The following is a 21,375-nucleotide window of genomic DNA, read 5'->3' on the forward strand; positions in this document are numbered from 1 at the left end:
GAAACGCGGGGAGAGCCGTAACGAAGGGATGCCGATGGCGTACGACCTGATCACCATGGGGCGGATCGGAGTGGACCTGTACCCGCTCCAGACCGGCGTCCCGTTGCCGCAGGTGACGAGCTTCGGCAAGTTCCTCGGTGGCTCCGCGACGAACGTCGCCGTCGCCGCGGCCCGTCTGGGACGGCAGACCGCGGTGATCACCCGCACCGGCGACGACCCCTTCGGCACCTACCTCCACGAGGCCCTCCAGGGCTTCGGTGTCGACGACCGCTGGGTGACCCCGGTCCCGGGCCTGCCCACGCCGGTCACCTTCTGCGAGGTCTTCCCGCCGGACGACTTCCCGCTGTACTTCTACCGACGGCCCAAGGCCCCGGACCTGGAGATCGACGCCCACGAGCTGGATCTCGACGCCATCCGCGAGGCGAGCATCTTCTGGGTGACCGGCACCGGCCTGAGCGAGGAGCCCAGCCGTACGGCGACCCTCGCCGCCCTCGCCCACCGGGCCAAGTCCGGTACGACGGTCTTCGACCTCGACTGGCGCCCCATGTTCTGGAAGGACACAGCCTGGACGGACCCCGACTCCGCCCGGTCCTTCTATCGGGAGGCCCTCCGCCACACCACCGTCGCGGTCGGCAACCTCGACGAGGTGGAGGTGGCCACCGGCGTCCGTGAACCGCAGGCCGCCGCGCAGGCCCTCCTGGACGCGGGCGTCGAGCTCGCGGTCGTCAAGCAGGGCCCCAAGGGCGTCCTCGCCGTCAACGGCAAGGGCGAGTCCGCCGAGGTCCCGCCCCTCCCGGTGAACGTCCTCAACGGACTCGGCGCCGGCGACGCCTTCGGCGGCTCCCTCTGCCACGGCCTCCTCGAAGGCTGGGACCTGGAGACGATCATGCGGCACGCCAACGCGGCCGGCGCGATCGTCGCCTCCCGCCTGGAGTGCTCCTCCGCGATGCCGACCACCGACGAGATCGAGGCCGCCCTCAAGGCCGGAGCGGTGCTGTGAGCACGCGTAAGCGCCGCAGGGGCGTGGACGAGACCGGCGACACCGGCTGCCTGGGGATGCAGACGGTGCCGAGGAGCGAGGCCGTTTCCGTGTCGGCCGAGTCCCCGTCCACACCGGCCCCGTTGCGGAACGTCGACGTCACCGAACTCGTCCGCCTCCGCGCCCACCGCCCCGAGGCCGTCGCCGAGGCCGCAGCCCGCCGCACCCGCCGGCCCCTCCTCGACGACTCCGGCCGGCTGATGATCGTCGCCGCCGACCACCCGGCCCGTGGCGCCCTCGGTGTCGGCGACCGCAGGTTCGCCATGGCCAACCGTGCCGACCTGCTCGAACGTCTCTGCCTGGCCCTGTCCCGCCCCGGCGTCGACGGTGTCCTCGCGACCGCCGACATCCTCGACGACCTGCTGCTCCTGGGCGCCCTGGAGGGCAAGGTCGTCATGGGCTCCATGAACCGCGGCGGCCTCCAGGGCGCCAGCTTCGAGCTGGACGACCGCTTCACCGGCCACCGCGCCGAGGACATCGACCGCCTCGGCTTCGACGCCGGCAAGCTGCTCCTCCGGATCGACTACGACGACCCGGGCTCGCTGACCACCCTGGAGTCGACCGCCCGCGCCATCGACGCCATGGCGGCACGCCGACTCCCCGTGTTCGTCGAGCCGTTCATCAGCCGCCGCACGGACGAGGGCAGGCTCAGGAACGACCTGTCCGCCGAGGCCGTCACCAAGTCCATCGCCATCGCGAGCGGGTTGGGCGGCACCTCCGCCTACACCTGGCTCAAGCTCCCGGTCACCGAGAACCCCGACGACATGGCCGAGGTCATGGAGACGTCCACCCTGCCCGCCGTGCTGCTGGGCGGCGAGGTGGGCGACGATCAGGACGGCGCGTACGAGAAGTGGCGCGGCGCCCTCCAACTCCCCACCGTGCGCGGCCTGGTGGTCGGCCGTTCGCTGCTCTACCCGGCGGACGGCGATGTGGCCGCCGCCGTGGACACCGCCGTAGGACTGCTGTGAGGGCCGCATGAGCAAGCTCCACATCCCGCAGGGCGTCACGGCCGATGCCGACCACGCCCTCGACATCGACCCCGAGCGGGCCGGATGGTCGTTCTGCGGTCTGCGGATCGTCGAGCCGGCGGAGCGTGGTACACACACCTTCACCACCGGCGACAGCGAGTGGATCGTGCTTCCGCCGGAAGGCGGATGTACGGTGCAAATAGGCACCGAAGGCACAACAGACGGGTTCCAACTCCTGGGCAGGGAAAGCGTGTTCGCGTCGGCCACCGGCTTCGCGTACGCACCCCGAGATGCCCGGGTCCAGATCGCCTCCGGCGCGGGAGGCCGCTTCGCCCTGGCAGGAGCGAAGTGCGAGCGACGACTCCCCGCCCGCTACGGCCCCGCGCCGGAGGTCCCTGACGCAAGGCCTTTGCGGCCACGACATGTACCGCGTCACGTGCCCAGTGGCAGTGCCGCGGGCTCGCGGCGCGGTCGCCACTGGCTGTGGCGCGCCGGGTGCGTCCGGCGCCGCGCCGGGCTCGGCGGGGCGCAGGGGCCAGTGACCGGGCCCCGCACCTCAAGTGATCAACGCCCTTGCGAAACCGTCTCCTCCGGCCGTCGCGCCGGGTTCGTGCCGTCCAGGCTCTCACCAGGGGACGACAACCGTAAACCGTCCGATAGCCCTACGTGTCGACCCGAGCACGCTGGGGTCCGACATGCGGGCCGTCGAGACACACGGGGTTCCCGGGCCGTACAGGAGTGGTGGATCTGCTTCCATCCGGCCCACGTACAAGGCACTGGGGGTTACCGATGACGACCTCAACGACGAGGCTCACGGTCGCGCAGGCGCTCGTCCGCTTCCTGTCCGCGCAGTACACGGAGCGGGACGGCGTACGGCGGCGGCTGATCGGCGCCACCTGGGGCATCTTCGGCCACGGCAACGTGGCGGGCATCGGCCAGGCGCTCATCGAGTGCGCCGACGACATGCCGTACCACCAGGGCCGCAACGAACAGGCCATGGTGCACGCGGCGGTCGGCTACGCCAGGCAGTCCAACCGGCTCTCCACCCACGCCGTGACGACCTCCATCGGACCGGGCGCCACCAACCTGGTCACCGGTGCCGCGCTCGCCACGATCAACCACCTCCCGGTCCTGCTCCTCCCCGGCGACGTCTTCGCGACCCGCCCCGCCGACCCGGTCCTCCAGCAGCTCGAAGTCCCGTACGCCGGCGATGTGTCGGTCAACGACTGCCTGCGCCCGGTGTCGAAGTACTTCGACCGCGTCACGCGCCCGGAAGCGCTGATCCCCTCCGCGCTGAACGCCATGCGGGTCCTCACCGACCCCGTCGAGACCGGCGCGGTCACTCTCGCTCTCCCGCAGGACGTTCAGGCCGAGGCCTACGACTGGCCGGACGAGTTCTTCGCCGAACGCACCTGGGTCGTACGACGTCCGGGGGCCGACCCCACCGAACTCGCCGAAGCCGTGGTCGCGATCAGGTCGGCCCGCCGGCCCCTCGTCGTCGCGGGCGGCGGCGTCCACCACAGCCGGGCCGAGGGCGCGCTCGCCGAGTTCGCCGAGTCCACCGGCATACCGGTCGCCTCCACCCAGGCCGGCAAGGGCAGCCTGACCTGGGACCATCCGCAGGACGTCGGCGGCGTCGGCCACACCGGCACGGCGACCGCGGACGAACTCGCCCGCACCGCCGACCTGGTGATCGGCGTCGGCACCCGCTACACCGACTTCACCACCGCCTCCGGCACCCTCTTCACCGGCGACGGCGTCCGCTTCCTCAACCTCAACATCGCGCCCTTCGACGGCCACAAGCTCGCCGGCATGCCGCTGATCGCGGACGCCCGCTCCGGCCTGGAGGAGCTGACCGAGGCGCTGGAGATCCACGACCACCGGGTCGCGGACTCGTACGTCGCCGAGTACACGGAGGACAAGGAGCGCTGGGAACAGCGCGTCGACGCCTGTTACGAGGCCGACGAACCGGACGTGCGTCCGACGCAGCCGCAGGTCCTGGGTGTGCTCGATTCCCTGGTGGACGAGTCGGACGTGCTCATCAACGCGGCCGGCTCCCTCCCCGGCGACCTGCACAAAATGTGGCGGGCGCGCTCGCGGGACCAGTACCACCTGGAGTACGGCTACTCCTGCATGGGCTACGAGATCCCGGCCGCGATCGGCGTGAAGATGGCCACCCCCGAGCGGCCGGTCTGGGCCCTGGTCGGCGACGGCACGTATCTGATGATGCCGACGGAGATCGTGACGGCCGTACAGGAGGGTATCGCGATCAAGATCCTCCTGATCCAGAACCACGGGTACGCGTCCATCGGCGGTCTGTCCGAGTCGGTGGGCGGCGAGCGGTTCGGCACGGCCTACCGCTTCCCGTCCGACGACGGTACGTACACGGGGGCGCCGCTGCCCGTGGACCTCGCCGCCAACGCGGCCAGCCTGGGCATGCGCGTCCTGCGGGCCAAGACCGTGAGCGACCTCCGGGACGCGCTCGCCGAGGCCCGCGCCGCCGACACACCCACATGTGTCTACGTCGAGACCGAAACCGCAGACACAGTGTCGGGCGCGCCTCCGGCGCAGGCCTGGTGGGATGTTCCTGTGGCCGAGACCGCGACCCGACCGTCGGCGGTCAAGGCACGTGAGCTGTACGAACGGCACGTCTCTACCCGACGCCGCCATCTGTGAAGGAGCAACTGGGCATGACGAAGATCGTCAACCACTGGATCGGCGGCAAGACCGCCGAGGGCACGTCGGGTAACTACGGCCCGGTCACCGACCCGGCCACCGGCGCCGTGACGACGAAGGTCGCCTTCGCGTCGGTCGACGAGGTGGACGCGGCCGTCGCCGCCGCCAAGGACGCCTTCGCGACCTGGGGCACCTCCTCGCTCGCCAAGCGGACCACGATCCTGTTCAAGTTCCGCGCGCTGCTCGAGGCCAACCGGGACGCGATCGCCGAGCTGATCACCGCCGAGCACGGCAAGGTGCACTCCGACGCCCTCGGCGAGGTGGCGCGCGGCCTGGAGATCGTCGACCTGGCGTGCGGGATCACCGTGCAGCTCAAGGGCGAGCTGTCGACCGAGGTGGCCAGCCGTGTGGACGTCTCGTCCATCCGCCAGCCGCTGGGTGTCGTCGCGGGCATCACGCCGTTCAACTTCCCGGCGATGGTCCCGATGTGGATGTTCCCGATCGCCATCGCGACCGGCAACACCTTCGTCCTCAAGCCGTCCGAGAAGGACCCGTCGCCCTCCATCAAGATCGCCGAACTGCTGGCCGAGGCCGGCCTCCCCGACGGCGTCTTCAACGTCGTGCACGGCGACAAGGTGGCCGTCGACCGCCTCCTGGAGCACCCGGACGTCAAGGCCGTCTCCTTCGTCGGCTCCACCCCCATCGCCCGCTACATCCACACCACCGCCTCCGCCAACCACAAGCGCGTCCAGGCGCTGGGCGGAGCCAAGAACCACATGCTGGTCCTCCCGGACGCCGACCTGGACGCGGCGGCGGATGCGGCGGTGAGCGCCGCCTACGGCTCGGCGGGCGAGCGCTGCATGGCCATCTCGGCCGTGGTCGCGGTCGGCTCCATCGGTGACGAACTCGTCGACAAGATCCGCGAGCGCGCCGAGAAGATCAAGATCGGCCCCGGCAACGACCCGACCTCCGAGATGGGCCCGCTGATCACCAAGGTCCACCGCGACAAGGTGGCCTCCTACGTCACCGGCGCCGCCGCCGAGGGCGCGGAAGTCGTCCTGGACGGCACCGGCTACACCGTCGAGGGCTTCGAGGACGGCCACTGGATCGGCATCTCGCTCCTCGACAAGGTGCCCACCACCGCGAAGGCCTACCAGGACGAGATCTTCGGCCCGGTGCTGTCCGTGCTGCGCGTGGACACGTACGACGAGGGCGTGGCCCTCATCAACGCCTCGCCGTTCGGCAACGGCACCGCGATCTTCACCCGGGACGGCGGCGCCGCCCGCCGCTTCCAGCTGGAGATCGAGGCCGGCATGGTCGGCGTGAACGTCCCGATCCCGGTCCCCGTCGGCTACCACAGCTTCGGCGGCTGGAAGGACTCCCTCTTCGGCGACCACCACATCTACGGCAACGACGGCACCCACTTCTACACCCGGGGCAAGGTCGTCACCACCCGCTGGCCCGACCCCGCCGACGCCCCCTCCGGCGTCGACCTGGGCTTCCCGCGCAACCACTGACACGCGCGCGTGGGGCCGTCCGTATAGCGGGCGGCCCCATTTTTTTGTGCCTCTTTTTTGTGCCTCGGGACGACGGTTCCCGTACGGGTGAACGACGGAGAATTCCCTCCACGATGTGCCGTATCCGGGACTGAAGACCCTTTCGATCTACGGATTTCGTAGGTAAACAGCTATTGACGCGCCGGTTTTCGTTGGGATTCCATTCAGCGCAATCTGCTGCCCCCGGCGATCGGACCCGCGCATGACCGACACGCTCCGCCCCGTCGACACCGTCGTCGACGCGCCCCACGGCCCTCAGAAGCTCAAGCGCTCCATCGGCGTGGTGGGCGGAACACTGCTGACCCTCTCGTGCGTGACCCCGGCCTCCACGCTCTTCGTGGTCGTCCCCGACCTGTTCGGCACCCTCGGCACGGCCACCGCCCTGACGATCGCCATCGGCTCCCTCCTCTGTGTCGCCGTGGCGTTCTGCTACTCGGAGCTGGGCACCCTCATCCCCAGCGCGGGCGGCGAGTACGCCATGGTGTCGACGCTGGCGGGCCGCTTGGCGGGCTGGCTGGTCTTCGTCCTGTCCCTCCTGGTCGTCATGATCGTCCCGCCGGTGATCGCGATGGGCACGGCGGACTACCTGGCCCCGGTCGTCCACCTCGACCCGTCCCTCACCGGCGCGGGCGTCATGCTCCTGGCCACCCTCGCGGGCCTGCTGGACCTGCGCGCCAACGCCTGGATCACGGGCATCTTCCTGGTCCTTGAGGTCGTCGCGGCGGGCGTGGTCGCGGTTCTGGGCTTCTCGCACAGCGAGCGCGGCCTCGGCAGCCTCACGTCGATGCGGGTGGCGGGCGCGCACGGCCACACGGACACCGTCACCGCCATGCTGGTGGTCTCCGGCCTGGCGATCGCCCTCTTCGTCACCCAGGGCTTCTCGACGGCCGTCTACCTCTCCGAGGAACTGGAGCACCCGCGCCGCAACGTGGCGCGCACGGTCCTGGCCACCCTCGCGATCTCCACGTTCGTCATCCTGATCCCGGTCGCGGCGATCACGATGGGCGCCTCGGACCTCTCCACCCTCACCGGCGGCGACATCAGCGGCATGGTCACGGCCTGGTCCAACTCGGCGGTCGGCACCTTCGTCAGCCTCTGCGTGGCCCTCGCGATCATCAACGCGGGCATCGTCATGGTCATCCAGAACTCCCGCGTCCTGTTCGCCTCGGCCCGCGACAAGGCCTGGCCCACCCCGGTCAACACCGTCTTCTCGAAACTCGGCCGCTTCGGCTCCCCCTGGGTCGCCACCCTCGCCGTAGGCGTCCCCGGCGCCCTGCTCTGCTTCGTGAACCTGGACACCCTGTACGGCGTGACAGGCGTCTCCGTGACCGGTATGTACCTCCTGGTCGCGGTGGCCGCCCTCCTCTCCCGCCGAGGCTCCCACCAACACACCCCGGCCTGGCGAATGCCCCTCTGGCCCGCGATGCCGATCCTCCTGATCGCGGTCCTGGCCTACATCCTGACCCAGCAGGAGACCGGCTACCTCCTGTGGACGGGCGGCATCACGGCGGCGGCAACTCTGTACTGGGCCTTCTACCTCCGCCCCCACAAGGAGACACGGTGGCTCGTCTCACTCCCGGAGGACGAACGCCCGACGCGTACGAGCTCATAGCCGTACAACAGTCGCGGTACAAGGCGATCACCCCGTACTCCCAGGGGATGGCCGCCCCCTCACTCCCCAGTCTGCTCCGACTGTCGGAGACACCCCGTACCGTTGACGCATGGATCTTCGACTGCCCCGTCTGCGAGGGCGACTTCGGAGGCCCCGTCGGTTCGTCGCCGCCGGGGCCGCCGTCGTCGTACTCGCCGGAGCCGGGACATGGACGGCCGTCGCCTCGGACGAGGAGACCCCGGTGCACCGGACCGACCGGGTCATGGCGATGAACGGCGTCCGCATCGACACCTCGTACTTCACGTCCGGCCCAAGCGGCGCACGCCACCCCGCGGTCCTCCTGGCCCACGGCTTCGGCGGCACCAAGGACGACACACGCCAACAGGCCGAAGACCTGGCCAGAGACGGCTACGCGGTCCTGACCTGGTCCGCCCGCGGCTTCGGCAAGTCCACGGGCAAGATCGGTCTGAACGACCCCAAGGGCGAGGTCGAGGACGTCTCCCGGCTGATCGACTGGCTGGCCAAGCAGCCCCAGGTCCAGCTCGACAAGTCCGGCGACCCGCGCGTGGGCGTCGCGGGCGCCTCGTACGGCGGCGCGATCTCCCTGCTCGCGGCCGGTTACGACACCCGCGTGGACGCCATCGCCCCGGCGATCACGTACTGGAACCTCGCGGACGCCCTGTTCCCGAACGGCGTGTTCAAGAAGCTGTGGGCCGGAATCTTCGTCAACTCCGGCGGCGGTTGCGACAAGTTCGAGGCCCAGCTGTGCCAGATGTACGAGCGGGTCGCCGAGACGGGCAAGCCGGACGCACAGGCACGTCAACTCCTGGAGTCCCGCTCGCCGTCCGCGGTCGGCAGTCGCATCAAGGTGCCCACCCTGCTGCTGCAGGGCCAGACGGACTCCCTCTTCCCGCTCGGCCAGGCCGACGCCGCCGCGCAGGCGATCCGTGCCAACGGCGCCCCCGTGGACGTCGACTGGATCGCGGGCGGGCACGACGGCGGCGACATGGAGACCGGCCGCGTCCAGGCACGCGTGCGTGCGTGGTTCGACCGCTATCTCAAGGACGACAAGGGCACGGACACCGGCCCGGCCTTCCGCGTCACCCGCACCGGAGGCGTGGACTCCACGGACGGCACAGCCCAGCTGCGCGGCGCGACCGGCGACACGTACCCCGGCCTGGAGAGCGGCCGGCGATCGTTCTCCCTGCGCGGCACGGAGCAGCGCTTCGACAACCCGCCCGGCGCCACCCCGCCCGGCGTCTCCGCCCTGCCCGGCCTCGGCGGCGCGGGCGGCCTCGCCCAGCTGTCCTCGCTGGGCGTCGGCGTCTCACTGGACTTCCCCGGCCAGTACGCGCGGTTCGAGTCGGCACCGGTGCGCAGCGGCCTGCGCATCACCGGATCGCCGACGGTGACCGTCCATGTGAAGTCGACCGACGACGACGCCGTGCTGTTCGCCAAGGTGTACGACGTCGGTCCCGGCGGCGGCACCCCCGTACTGCCGTCCCAGCTGGTGACGCCGGTCCGGGTCGAGGGCGCCAAGGCCGGCAAGGACGTCACGATCACCCTCCCGGCGATCGACCACGAGGTCGAGCAGGGCCACCGGCTGCGCCTGGTCCTCGCCTCCACCGACCTCGGCTACGCCTCCCCGGCCGCCCCGGCGACGTACACCGTCTCCCTGAAGGGCGACCTGAAGGTGCCGACGGCTCCCGGCGTGACGACCGCGGCGGCGCCGCTGCCGTCCTGGGTGTGGTGGCTCCCGCTGGCCGGCGCGGTCGCCGCACTGGCCCTCCTGCTGACCGGCCGCCGCCGCACCACCACCCCGCCCCCGGACCCGGCGCTCGCCGAAGTCCCCCTGCAGATCACCGACCTGAGCAAGCGGTACGCCGGGTCGGCGGACCGTTACGCGGTCCGGGAGCTGTCCTTCCGCGTCGAGAAGGGCCAGGTCCTCGGCCTGCTGGGGCCGAACGGCGCGGGCAAGACGACGACCCTGCGCATGTTGATGGGCCTGATCAAGCCGGACGACGGCGAGATCCGCGTCTTCGGCCACGCGATCCGCCCCGGCGCCCCGGTCCTGTCCCGGGTCGGCTCCTTCGTGGAGGGCGCGGGCTTCCTCCCCCACCTGTCCGGCCGCGAGAACCTGGAGCTGTACTGGCAGGCGACGGGCCGCCCGCCCGAGGACGCGCATCTCGCCGAGGCCCTGGAGATCGCCGGCCTCGGCGACGCGCTGGCCCGCGCGGTGCGCACGTACTCCCAGGGCATGCGCCAGCGCCTGGCCATCGCCCAGGCCATGCTCGGCCTCCCGGACCTGCTCATCCTCGACGAACCGACCAACGGCCTCGACCCGCCACAGATCCGTGAGATGCGCGAGGTGATGATCCGGTACGCCGCCGCGGGCCGCACGGTCATCGTCTCCAGCCACCTCCTGGCCGAGGTCGAGCAGTCCTGCACCCACCTGGTCGTCATGGACCGCGGCCGCCTCGTCCAGGCAGGCCCGGTCGCCGAGATCGTCGGTTCCGGCGACACCCTGCTCGTAGGCCTGGCGGCCGACATCACGGACCCCGTGGTGGAGAAGGTGGCGGCCCTGCCGGGCGTCGAGTCAGCGACACGAACCGACGGCGGCTTGCTGGTACGCCTGGCACCCGCCGAGAGGTCCCGCCCGAGCAGGGCCGACGAAGTCGGTGCGACCAGCCACGACGGCGCCGCGGACGGACAACGGCACACCGTGGCACTTCCCGCGGCGCTCGCCGGTGACGAAGCCGGACCCGTTGCCCTCGCGACCGTCGCGCCCGAGACCGACGACACGGAACCGGCCCCGCCCCCCGGCACCGGCGCGGCAGGCCCCGGCACCGGCTCCGCAGCTGCCCGGCTCCTCGTCGAGCTGGTGCGCCTCGAAGTCCCGGTCTCCTCGCTGGGCCCCCACCGCCGCCTGGAGGACGCCTTCCTCACCCTGATCGGAGGTTCCGCATGAGCACGCTCGTCGAGCGCACCGAGACCGCCTCCGGGTACAGGGCGGGCCGCACGCTGCCCCTGCGGGTCGAGCTGGTGCGGCAGCTGAAGCGGCGTCGCACGCTGATCATGGGCGGGATCCTGGTCGCGCTGCCGTTCGTGCTGCTGATCGCGTTCGCGATCGGCGGCGACCCGAGCGAGCGCAACGGGCAGGTGACGCTGATGGACACGGCCACCGCCTCGGGCGCCAACTTCGCGGCCGTCAACCTCTTCGTGTCGGCGGGCTTCCTGCTGGTCATCCCGGTCGCCCTGTTCTGCGGGGACACCGTGGCCTCGGAGGCCAGCTGGTCCTCCCTGCGCTATCTGCTGGCCGCACCCGTGCCGCGCGCCCGCCTCCTGTGGTCCAAGCTCGTCGTCGGACTCGGTCTCAGCCTCGCCGCGATGATCCTGCTGCCGGTGGTCGCGCTGGCCGTCGGCACGGCGGCCTACGGCTGGGGCCCGCTGCAGATACCCACCGGCGGCGCGCTGGACACGGGGACGGCCGCCCAGCGCCTGCTGGTGGTGGTGGCGTACATCTTCGTGTCCCAACTGGTCACCGCCGGGCTGGCGTTCTGGCTGTCCACGAAGACCGACGCACCCCTCGGCGCCGTCGGTGGCGCGGTCGGCCTGACCATCGTGGGCAACGTCCTGGACGCCGTGACGGCCCTGGGCCACTGGCGCGACTTCCTGCCCGCGCACTGGCAGTTCGCCTGGGCGGACGTCGTCCAGCCGCACGCCGAGTGGTCCGGCATGATCCAGGGCACGGCGGTTTCCATAACGTACGCACTCGTGCTGTTCGCCCTGGCCTTCCGGGGTTTCGCCCGCAAGGACGTCGTCTCCTAGGTCAACGGAGGATCACCCACCGGTCTCGACGAGCCATGATCGTGGCCGCTTCGAGATTCATCCGCAACGGTTCGTCACGCACGTTCCGACCCCCTTCGCCGTCACAGTCGCAGAGAGCCTGCGCCGCACCTCGGGCTTTCGGCCATGTCAATCGGCAAAGGGGGCACGGAAGATGGAGCAGCGGTACCGAACAGCACGGCCGGGCACAGCACACGGCCGTACCCGCAGGCTGCGTGCCGTCGTCCTCGCCCTCGCGGCGACCGGCGGCCTGCTCCTGTCGGCCTGCAGCGCGAGCGAGGGCAGCAACACCAGCGCCTCCGACCGCTCGAACCACTACGGCGGCCCGGCCTCGGGCAGCACGGCGAACGGCGAGAACCGCAGCGTCACCTCGGACGAGAGCCCGTCCCCGACCACGGACTACCTCTCCACCTTCGCCCTCGACGTGGACACCGCCTCCTACGGCTACGCGCGCCGCGTCCTGGACGACGGCCGGCTGCCCGACCCGTCGAACGTGCGCCCCGAGGAGTTCGTCAACAGCTTCCGCCAGGACTACGAGCGCCCTGACGGCAACGGCTTCACGGTCACCGTCGACGGCGCCCGCACCGAGAAGGCGAACTGGTCCCTGGTCCGCGTGGGCCTGGCCACTCGCTCCGCCGACTCGGAAGAGGACCGCCGGCCCGCCGCCCTCACCTTCGTCGTCGACGTCTCCGGCTCCATGCAGGAAGTCGGCCGTCTCGACCTCGCCAAGAGGTCCCTCGACACGATGACGGACCAGCTGCGCGACGACGACTCGGTCGCCCTGGTCACCTTCAGCGACGAGGCGAGGACCGTCCTGCCGATGACCCGCCTCGGCGACCATCGGGGCACGGTGCACAGCGCGATCGACAAGCTCGACACCCTGGACTCGACCAACCTCGGTGCGGGGGTGGAGAAGGGCTACGCCACCGCCACCGAGGGCCTGCGCGAGGGCGCCACCAACCGCGTCGTCCTGATCTCCGACGGCCTCGCCAACACCGGCGACACCGACGCCGACTCGATCCTCGAACGCGTCGCCCGAGAACGCCGCGACCACGGCATCACCCTCTTCGGTGTCGGCGTCGGCAGCGACTACGGCGATGCCCTGATGGAACGCCTCGCCGACAAGGGCGACGGCCATACCGCGTACGTGTCCGACGACGCCGACGCCCGCAAGGTCTTCGTCGACCAACTGCCGCAGAACATCGAACTCGCCGCCCGCGACGCCAAGGCCCAGGTCGCCTTCGACCCGGAGACGGTCGCTGAGTTCCACCTCGTCGGCTACGAGGACCGCAAGGTCGCCGACCAGGACTTCCGCAACGACAACGTGGACGGCGGCGAGGTCGGCCCCGGCCACACCGTCACCGCCCTCTACGCCGTGCGCACCCGGCCCGGCGCCGACGGCCACCTCGCCACGGCGAGCGTCCGCTGGCTCGACCCCGACAGCCGCGCCCCGCACGAGGAGTCCGGCCAGCTGGAGACCGGCGCCCTCCACGACGACCTGTGGACCGCCCCGGACCGCTTCCAAGTGACCGCGGTCGCCGCCTACTTCGCCGACTCCCTGCGCACCCGCGACTCCGAGGCCGACACCGTGGGCTCCCTCCCCGGAAACCCCGGCCTCGACCAACTCGGCGAACGCGCCCACGCGTTGGCCAAGGAGACCGAGGACAAGGACGTGGACCGGCTGGCCGAGGCCATCGACGAGGCCGGCCTCATGAAATGAGAACCGGCCGTCGAATCAGCCGAACCGATCCCATTGACCTTTCCTTACCTGCGAGTAAGTTACCTCCCAGTCAGAGCCGACTGGGAGCCGTCATGGGCGTACGCAAGGATCTGAAGCGGGCCAAACAGCGCACCGACCTGGCGGCCCGCACCAGGGTCGAGGTCGTCGGGGACGAGAACGGTGTGGTGCGCGAGGCCCGCACCGCACCGCTGGCCACGAGGCCCACCACCGGCAGCACCGCCGACCTGCCCTTCACCAACGCGGCCGAGGCCCCCGACGCCGGGGTCCTGCGTCGGAAGCAGCAAGGCGTCTGGCAGCCCGTCACCGCGGCGGCCTTCGCCCGCGAGGTCACCGCCGCGGCCAAGGGGTTGATCGCCGCCGGTCTCGAACCGGGGGGCCGGGTCGCCGTGATGTCCCGCACCCGCTACGAGTGGACGGTCCTCGACTTCGCGATCTGGGCCGCCGGCGGCCAGACCGTGCCGATCTACGCCACCTCCTCCGCCGAGCAGGTCGAGTGGATCGTCCGCGACTCGGGCGCCCGCTTCGTCGTCACCGAGACCGCCGAGAACGCGGACACCGTGACGGCGGGGACCGCGCGCCACCCGGCCCCGCCCCGTGTCTGGCAGCTGGACGCCGGCGCCCTGACCCGGCTCACCACCCTCGGTCAGGACGTCCCCGACGAGGAGGTCACCAAGCGCCGTACGGCCCTGACCCCCGACACCATCGCGACCATCTGCTACACCTCGGGCACCACCGGCCGGCCCAAGGGCTGCGTCCTCACCCACGCCAACCTGCACGCCGAGGCCGCCAACACGGTCGAGCTGCTGCACCCGATCTTCAAGGAGGTCACCCGCCAGGTCGCCTCGACGCTCCTCTTCCTCCCGCTCGCCCACATCCTCGGCCGCACCCTCCAGATCGCCTGCCTGATGGCCCGTATCGAGATCGGCCACTGCCCGAGCATCAAGCCCGACGAACTCCGGCCCGCGCTCAAGGAGTTCCGCCCGACCTTCCTGGTCGGCGTGCCGTACCTCTTCGAGAAGATCCACGACACCGGCCGGGCGACCGCCGAGAGGATCGGCCGGGGCGCTTCGTTCGAGCGCGCGGACCGCATCGGGGTGCGCTTCGGGGAGGCGTACCTGAACAAGTTCCTCGACCGGGGCAGGGGACCGGGCCTCGCCCTCTACGCCGCCTGGGCCCTCTACGACCAGCTGGTCTACCGCCGGGTCCGCAAGGAACTCGGCGGCCGGATGCGGTACGCCATCAGCGGCGGCTCCCCGCTCGACCGCAATCTCAACCTCTTCTTCTACGCCGCCGGGATCATCGTCTACGAGGGCTACGGCCTGACCGAGACCAGTGCGGCCGCCACCATCGTGCCCCCTCTGAAGCCCCGCCCTGGCACCGTCGGCCAGCCCGTGCCCGGCACCGCGGTGCGCATCGCCGACGACGGGGAGGTGCTCATCAAGGGCGGCATCGTCTTCGGGTCCTACTGGAACAACCCGGCGGCCACGGACGCCGTGCTCCAGGACGAGTGGTTCGCCACCGGCGACCTCGGCGCGCTCGACGAGGACGGCTATCTCACCATCACGGGCCGCAAGAAGGACATACTCGTCACCTCCGGCGGCAAGAACGTCTCCCCGGCCGTCCTGGAGGACCGCCTGCGCAGCCGGCCGCCGATCGGCCAGTGCCTGGTCGTCGGCGACAACCGCCCCTTCGTCGCCGCCCTGATCACCCTCGAACCGGATGCGGTCGCCCACTGGCTGTCCGTCCGCAGGCTGCCCGCCGACACCCCGATGTCCGAGGTGGTACGGGATCCCCGGATGTGCGCCGACGTCCAAAGGGCCGTCGACTACGCCAACGAGGCCGTCTCGCGCGCCGAGTCGATCCGCGCGTTCACGCTGGTCGAGGGCGAGTTCAGCGAGGAGAACGGCCTGCTCACCCCGTCCCTGAAGGTCAAGCGGCACGCGGTGGTGGAGGCTTACGCGGAGCGGATCGAGGAGCTGTACCGGAAGTGACCCGGGAGGCGCCGCCACGCACCGCTCTGGTCAGCGGCGGCGCCATGCACGGTTATTTCTTTTCACTCCGATGGCCTACACCGAGCGGCGCCTTGGGCGGAGGAATTCCAGCGATGGCGAGGGCTGACTGGCGGTGAATACTTCCATTGGGTGAAGCCGCGAAACCAACCGTGGCAATCGAGGTTTCCACCAGCGGAAACGCGGTCAATTATTCGTCCGGCAACCTGTCGCCAAGGGGTTGCGGATAGTAGCGGACCTCGTGTCATGGAAGACCGCTCGGGCCGCCCCGTTCCTTCCCCGCGTGGGCTGCCCGAGCCTTTCCTCGGTTCACTCCTGTGTTGCCCGGAGGCGTTCGGGTGAATTCCCGGAGGGATCGCGTTCCGCAGTTGCTTCGGCCGTCTATGCCTCGTTTACAGCGCGTAGGTCATGGTGCGAGCTGTCCACGCTGTGCTCGCTCGGTTCTGGCCGACAAAAGGACATGACCGCAGAGAGAAGGGAAGCTTCATGAAGAAGAGCGCTGCCGTCGTCGCGGGCGCGATCATGGCCATGGGGGTGGCCGCCCCGGCTTTCGCCGACGGGGACGCCACAGGCGCGGCCTCGAATTCACCGGGCGTCCTCTCGGGAAACATGGTCCAGGTTCCCGTGAACCTTGACCTCGGCGCCTGCGGCAACACGCTCGACGTCGTCGGTCTGCTGAACCCAGCGTCCGGCATCAGCTGCAGCAACTGACGCCCCCGCTGCGTCACGGCCGGCCTCGGAAACCTCTTCTCTGTTCCGAGGCCGGCCTTTCCCACCTCTCCAAAGCAGGAAGACAACGAACGTGCGACAGACCCTGAGCAGGGGAACGGTCGTGGCCGCCGCCGCGACGAGCCTCCTCTCCCTGTGCGGCAGTGCCGCCTTCGCCGACTCGAACGCGGACGGAGCCGCCAGCGGCTCGCCCGGCGTCCTGTCCGGCAACAACGTCCAGGCGCCGGTGAACGTCCCGGTGAACATCTGCGGGAACTCCGTGAACGCGGTGGGCCTCCTCAACCCCGTGTTCGGCAACTCGTGTGCGCACGACGGTGTGGGGTCCCAGGCGGTGGACGGTGTCGCGAGCCAGTCCGTCGGCCAGACGGCGGACTCGCCCGGTGTGGTGTCGGGCAATGAGGTTCAGGTGCCGGTGAGTGTTCCGGTGAACGCGTGTGGGAACTCCGTGAACGTGGTGGGTCTCCTCAACGACGCGAGCGGCAACTCGTGTGCGCACGATGGTGTGGGGTCCCAGGCGGTGGACGGTGTCGCGAGCCAGTCCGTCGGCCAGACGGCGGACTCGCCCGGTGTGGTGTCGGGCAATGAGGTTGAGGTGCCGGTGAGTGTTCCGGTGAACGCGTGTGGGAACTCCGTGAACGTGGTGAGTCTTCTCAACAACGCGAGCGACAACTCGTGTGCCCACGACGGTGTGGGGTCCCAGGCGGTGAGCGGTATCCCCAGCCAGCCCGCCCCCGCCGACGACTCGACGGTCTCGTCCGGCGACAGCTCGGCGACCTCGTCCGGCACCGGGAGTGACACGTCGTCGGTGTCACGGGCCGACCAGGGTGCCACGCAGCCGGCGAAGGTCGCGGAACCGCCATGTCTGGCTCCGCAGGCGACCTGCGCGGACTCGCCCTCGACGACCTCGTTCGGCAGGTCCGCCGAGTCCACGGACTCCGGAGACCGGCAGGCCCTGGCCGAAACCGGCGGTGGGAACGTGCTCGGGGCCTCGGCCGCCAGCGCCGCACTGATCGTCGGTGGAAGCCTCGTCCTCTACCGACGGCGCCGAGCCACGGGGCTCGGTGGTGCACCGGTCCAGCGCCGTACGTTCCGATAAGGGTGCCCGCCGTGAATGAGGATCACCCCATTGGCGGCACAACCCGGCTGGTCGCCGCGCGTTGACACAGTGTTGGGCATCCCGCCCGCATGTTGTGTCAATACCAAGGAGCATCTCTCCATGTTGCGTATCGCGAAGGGCCTGGCCCTGGCCTCCGTTGCTGCTGCGGCCGTGGCAGGCACCGCCGGTGTCGCCGCCGCCGACAGCGGTGCTTCCGGCACCGCCACGGACTCCCCGGGCGTGCTGTCGGGCAACGGCGTCCAGGCCCCGGTTCACACCCCGGTCAACGTCTCCGGCAACACCGCCAACGTCGTGGGCCTGCTGAACTCGGCGTACGGCAACGCCTCGGTCAACGGCTGATTCCGGCGCGATCCCTTCCACCGGCCGCTCTCCCATCTGGGAGGGCGGCCGGTTCGCGTGCCCCGGCTCCCTGGTCCGCCGTTCAGACGGACGCCTCCGCACAATCGCCTGCCCCCTCGTCCCCGGCCCTGCCCGCACGCGGCTGGTTGAGGTCTTTCTTCTCACTCGAAACGGCGATCTGACGCCATGGCCGACAGGATCATCCCGGCCGGCGTGATGTACACGTGAATACTGACGCTGTGTCAAACAACGTCGCATCCGATCGTCTCTCGCCTTCCGGCGCTCCGGTGTCCGAATTCCGCGTGCTCGTCGTGTGCACCGGCAATCTCTACCGTTCCCCTCTCGCCGAGTGCCTGCTCAGGCACCGGCTCGGTGAGACGGGGCAGGAGATCCGGCTGAGCAGCGCGGGAACCCGGGCAGTCCCCGGTACGCCCATGGCGGCCGCAGCCGAACACTTCCTTCTGACCCGCGGCGCGGATCCCACCGGGACGGGATCCCACCGGCTGACCAGGAAGCTGGTCGAGCGCTCTGACCTGGTACTGGGGGCCGCGACCGAGCACCGTGAGGCCGTTGTACGGCTGTCGCCCGTACGGGCGCTGTCCCGGGCTTTCACGCTCTGCGAATTCGTCCGGCTGATGCGAGCAGAGGATGCCCTGGGTGTGGTGGACCCGGCCGCACGGTTCGCGGCTCTCGTCCAGGGCGCGGCCGCTCGGCGGGGAGCCGCGGGGGCGCACATGGCTGACGACGTCGAAGACCCTCTTGGTGCGCCTCCTCCACAGGTGCAGGAGTGTCTGGCACGGATCGACGACGCAGTGGAACGTATCGCCGCGGCGGTACGGATCGGGTAGTGCCCGGCGTGGTGCGTGGCCGCAGGGCCTCCGATGCCGGCACATCGGCCGCGAATGACGGGCCGATAATTCTGCTTATTGTGTTAAGCGTTGTAAGTACGCCGCAAAGAAACTATTTCCGATGAAATAGAATTCACCAGTCCAGCGTGCGCTTCCTTTACCTCGAACACCCATGCCTCACTCGGATGCCTCGCATCTGGCGCACAATTGCGTTCGTTGGGGGGGTATGTCGACCATGCAGCTCCGCACAGCACCTGCGGAAGATTATTCAGACGGTGTGAGGGCCCTAACATCGCAGTTGGGGGAGTGGACTTTCACGCCGGCTTCGGAGTCCTCGGCCTCGGAGGCGTTCGCTGTTCTCCAGCGAGGCGGTGAGCGTGTGGAGCTGAGGTATTCCTCGGTGCCGCTCAAAGACCTCCTGCTGGCACTGAGCCGGATCCAGGGCGATGTCATCCATCTGTCGGACAATGACGGGTACGAGACGCGCAAGCAGCGGGTGGGAAGCCGTGCGTGATGGTCTGTCACCTGGTTTCTCTCACCGCGGCCCAGTCGGCGAGAACCTGTACGACGTGTGGATGAACTCGACCCGTCACGTTCCCCGGGCAGGGGCTGACCGGGAGTCACTGAACCCGGGCGACCTGCACGTTCCAGAGCACTGGGACCCGGCCGAGGAACTGGCTCATCTGCTGCGTTCGGGCAGCACGGACGAGGGCTGGGCCGCGCCGTACCTGGATGCCGGTCGCCTCCTCTCGGACACCGCGACGGCCTCCATGGCGAGGGCCGCGGTCGTGCCCCAGCGTCCCTCACGACACCGCCGGGTCCATGAACGCCAAGAGGGTCTGTCGTTGTTGCGGACCACCAGCTTCCTGGTGGCCGCCGTGGCAAGCGTCATCGTGGCCATGGTCAGTGTCTTCGGCGGGATGGTCGCCTACGACCCGTTGTCCGAGGTGGCGATGGGTACCCCTGCCGGCTCCGGTGGGAGCAGCTGGTGGCCGTTGCTGATCTACGGGCCATGGATGGTCGCGTCCCTGTCGATCCTGCGAGCCGCTCTCCATCGGCGACGCGCCATGCACTCATGGTGCGCCGTGACGTTCTTCTCCGCCGTGGCCGTGGCGCTGTGCGTCGTCGAGGCGCCGAGAACCTTTCCGCACGCTGCCACGGCGGCACTCCCGGCGATCGCGGCACTGACCTGCTTCCATCAACTGGTACGCCAGATCACGCTGACCCGGCCGCCGCGCAAGGTCATGCCCCGGCACCGTGACTGCTCGACCTCCAGGAATTCCGTCGGCGCACCCTGAGGACGCGCCGTCAGCGGCCCGGTGAGGCCACATGGCTGACAGGCGGTCGGAGAATTCCGCATCGCCGAATGCGGGGCGCCACCCGACGCCGTGGAGCTGCTAGCTCTAGATGGGCCAGCGAAAAGGACATCTGATGCAAAACAGATGAATCTGTTCGCTGCCCCAACTCTTCCGAGAAAGGTTAGGGATGCCCAGAATCATTGGCGTGACCGTCCTCACGCTCACGCTTGCGGCTGGTGCGCCGTACGCCGTCGCCGCGTCGCCCGCGGCGGCCTCCCCGCCCGCGGCCGCGGCACCCGCCAAGGCAGGCAGGATTCCCGGCCACTACATCGTGACCCTCAAGGAAAGCACCGCCGGCAGGAAGGCGGACGCGAAGGCGGCCGTCGAGCGTGCCTCCGCCATGGGTGCCGTGGTCCACCAGGTCTATCGCTATGCCCTCCAGGGCTACGCGGCGGTGATGAGCGCGCACACCGCGGCCCAAGTCGCCAAGGACCCTGACGTGCAGTCGGTGCAGCAGGACCAATGGGTCCACGCGTCGGCCCAGTCGGTTCCGACCGGCGTGGACCGGGTCGACGCCGACCGCAGCCCCACCGCCGCCATCAACGGTGTGGACACCCGGGTCAACGCGGACGTCGCGGTCATCGACACCGGTATCGACCTGAGCCATCCGGACCTCAACGTGTACAAGGCCGGAGAGAAGAACTGCTGGATGCCCAGCCTGCCGCCGCAGGACCAGAACGGCCACGGCACCCATGTGGCCGGCACTATCGGCGCCCTGGACAACAGCACCGGGGTCGTCGGGGTGGCGCCGGGCGTACGGCTGTGGCCGGTGCAGGTGCTCAGCCCCTCCGGCTCCGGAACCTCGTCGAGCGTCATCTGCGGCATCGACTACGTCACCCAGCACGCCGACCAGATCGACGTCGCCAACATGAGCCTGGGGGGTGTCGGCACCGACGACCGCAACTGCGGCAGGACCAACGGCGACGCCATGCACCAGGCGATCTGCGCGTCGGTCGCCAGAGGCGTCACCTATGCCGTGGCAGCGGGCAACTCCCACGCCAACGCCGCGAACACCGTGCCTGCCGCATACGACGAAGTGATCACCGTCAGCGCCCTGGCGGACTTCGACGGGAAGCCCGGTGGCCTGGGTCAGCCGACCTGCCGCGCCGACCAGGACGACACGTTCGCCGACTTCTCCAACTACGGCCCGGACGTGGACCTGATCGCTCCGGGCGTCTGCATCCGCTCGACCTACCTGGGCGGCGGCTACGCAACCATGTCCGGCACCTCCATGGCCACTCCGCATGTGGCGGGTGGCGCGGCCCTGTACCGGGCCACCCACCCCACCGCGTCGCCCGCGGCCGTCAAGGCGGCTCTGCAGGCGGCGGGCAGCCTCGACTGGATCTGGCCGTCGCAGGACGGGGACGCTGTGAAGGAACGCCTCCTCAGGGTCTCCTCGTTCTGACCCGGGATGCCGCCTTCGTCACAGAGCCGGCAGCGCACCGCGATGGACATCGCGGTGATGGCCTGGAACCCGGAGTTCCTGCGCGAGGGGTTCGCCGTCGACGACACCCTGCACCCGGACCGGATCGTGGCC

At 70.2% G+C, this 21,375-nt stretch carries 17 protein-coding genes and 1 pseudogene; all 18 read left to right on the forward strand.

Features of this window, described 5'->3' with window-relative positions; genetic code table 11:
* The first annotated feature begins 34 nt into the window (after positions 1–34).
* Entirely contained in the window at positions 35–1,000 is a 966-nt protein-coding gene (iolC, locus tag ACWC09_RS29860; RefSeq protein WP_450854021.1) for a 5-dehydro-2-deoxygluconokinase, read from the forward strand.
* Positions 997–2,007, forward strand: coding sequence for a Cgl0159 family (beta/alpha)8-fold protein (locus ACWC09_RS29865; RefSeq protein ID WP_450854022.1), 1,011 nt, complete (start codon positions 997–999; stop codon positions 2,005–2,007). Before iolC ends, ACWC09_RS29865 begins: the two co-directional genes overlap by 4 nt.
* A gap of 7 nt (positions 2,008–2,014) precedes the next feature.
* Positions 2,015–2,800, forward strand: coding sequence for a 5-deoxy-glucuronate isomerase (locus ACWC09_RS29870; protein ID WP_450854023.1), 786 nt, complete (start codon positions 2,015–2,017; stop codon positions 2,798–2,800).
* Complete coding sequence (iolD, locus tag ACWC09_RS29875; RefSeq protein ID WP_450854024.1) at positions 2,797–4,683, forward strand: 3D-(3,5/4)-trihydroxycyclohexane-1,2-dione acylhydrolase (decyclizing); 1,887 nt, start codon at positions 2,797–2,799, stop codon at positions 4,681–4,683. The genes ACWC09_RS29870 and iolD overlap by 4 nt, the downstream gene beginning before the upstream one ends.
* A 14-nt stretch (positions 4,684–4,697) precedes the next feature.
* Positions 4,698–6,200, forward strand: coding sequence for a CoA-acylating methylmalonate-semialdehyde dehydrogenase (gene mmsA / locus ACWC09_RS29880; protein ID WP_450854025.1), 1,503 nt, complete (start codon positions 4,698–4,700; stop codon positions 6,198–6,200).
* A gap of 241 nt (positions 6,201–6,441) precedes the next feature.
* Positions 6,442–7,851 carry an APC family permease gene (locus tag ACWC09_RS29885; RefSeq protein ID WP_450854026.1) on the forward strand — a complete coding sequence of 470 codons (1,410 nt, stop codon included), beginning with the start codon at positions 6,442–6,444 and terminating at the stop codon, positions 7,849–7,851.
* Positions 7,852–7,960: 109 nt separating this feature from the next.
* Positions 7,961–10,819, forward strand: a complete 2,859-nt coding sequence (locus ACWC09_RS29890; RefSeq protein WP_450854027.1) for an alpha/beta fold hydrolase — start codon at positions 7,961–7,963, stop codon at positions 10,817–10,819.
* Positions 10,816–11,679 carry an ABC transporter permease gene (locus ACWC09_RS29895; protein WP_450854028.1) on the forward strand — a complete coding sequence of 288 codons (864 nt, stop codon included), beginning with the start codon at positions 10,816–10,818 and terminating at the stop codon, positions 11,677–11,679. The genes ACWC09_RS29890 and ACWC09_RS29895 overlap by 4 nt, the downstream gene beginning before the upstream one ends.
* A 172-nt stretch (positions 11,680–11,851) precedes the next feature.
* Complete coding sequence (locus ACWC09_RS29900; RefSeq protein WP_450854029.1) at positions 11,852–13,417, forward strand: YfbK domain-containing protein; 1,566 nt, start codon at positions 11,852–11,854, stop codon at positions 13,415–13,417.
* 92 nt (positions 13,418–13,509) lie between these two features.
* Positions 13,510–15,429: an AMP-dependent synthetase/ligase gene (locus ACWC09_RS29905; protein ID WP_450854030.1), complete on the forward strand. Its 1,920-nt coding sequence runs from the start codon at positions 13,510–13,512 to the stop codon at positions 15,427–15,429.
* 504 nt (positions 15,430–15,933) lie between these two features.
* Positions 15,934–16,158, forward strand: coding sequence for a chaplin (locus ACWC09_RS29910; protein WP_450854031.1), 225 nt, complete (start codon positions 15,934–15,936; stop codon positions 16,156–16,158).
* A 91-nt stretch (positions 16,159–16,249) separates the two neighbouring features.
* Positions 16,250–17,272, forward strand: a complete 1,023-nt coding sequence (locus ACWC09_RS29915; protein WP_450854032.1) for a chaplin — start codon at positions 16,250–16,252, stop codon at positions 17,270–17,272.
* Positions 17,273–17,392: 120 nt separating this feature from the next.
* Entirely contained in the window at positions 17,393–17,632 is a 240-nt protein-coding gene (locus ACWC09_RS29920; RefSeq protein WP_450854033.1) for a chaplin, read from the forward strand.
* 287 nt (positions 17,633–17,919) lie between these two features.
* The gene (locus ACWC09_RS29925; protein WP_450854034.1) at positions 17,920–18,480 is read left to right on the forward strand and encodes an arsenate reductase/protein-tyrosine-phosphatase family protein; all 561 of its coding nucleotides are present in this window, start codon (positions 17,920–17,922) and stop codon (positions 18,478–18,480) included.
* A 379-nt stretch (positions 18,481–18,859) separates the two neighbouring features.
* A complete protein-coding gene (locus ACWC09_RS29930; protein ID WP_450854035.1) occupies positions 18,860–18,994 on the forward strand; it encodes a hypothetical protein in 135 nt (44 codons plus the stop codon).
* A gap of 61 nt (positions 18,995–19,055) precedes the next feature.
* On the forward strand, positions 19,056–19,778 hold the full coding sequence (locus ACWC09_RS29935) for a DUF2637 domain-containing protein (protein ID WP_450854036.1): 723 nt from the start codon (positions 19,056–19,058) through the stop codon (positions 19,776–19,778).
* 205 nt (positions 19,779–19,983) lie between these two features.
* Positions 19,984–21,243, forward strand: a complete 1,260-nt coding sequence (locus ACWC09_RS29940) for a S8 family serine peptidase (protein ID WP_450854037.1) — start codon at positions 19,984–19,986, stop codon at positions 21,241–21,243.
* Between the two features lie 39 nt (positions 21,244–21,282).
* A pseudogene (locus tag ACWC09_RS29945) lies at positions 21,283–21,375 on the forward strand (hypothetical protein); the annotation flags it as partial.

It is taken from the genome of Streptomyces sp. NPDC001617 (assembly GCF_053596855.1).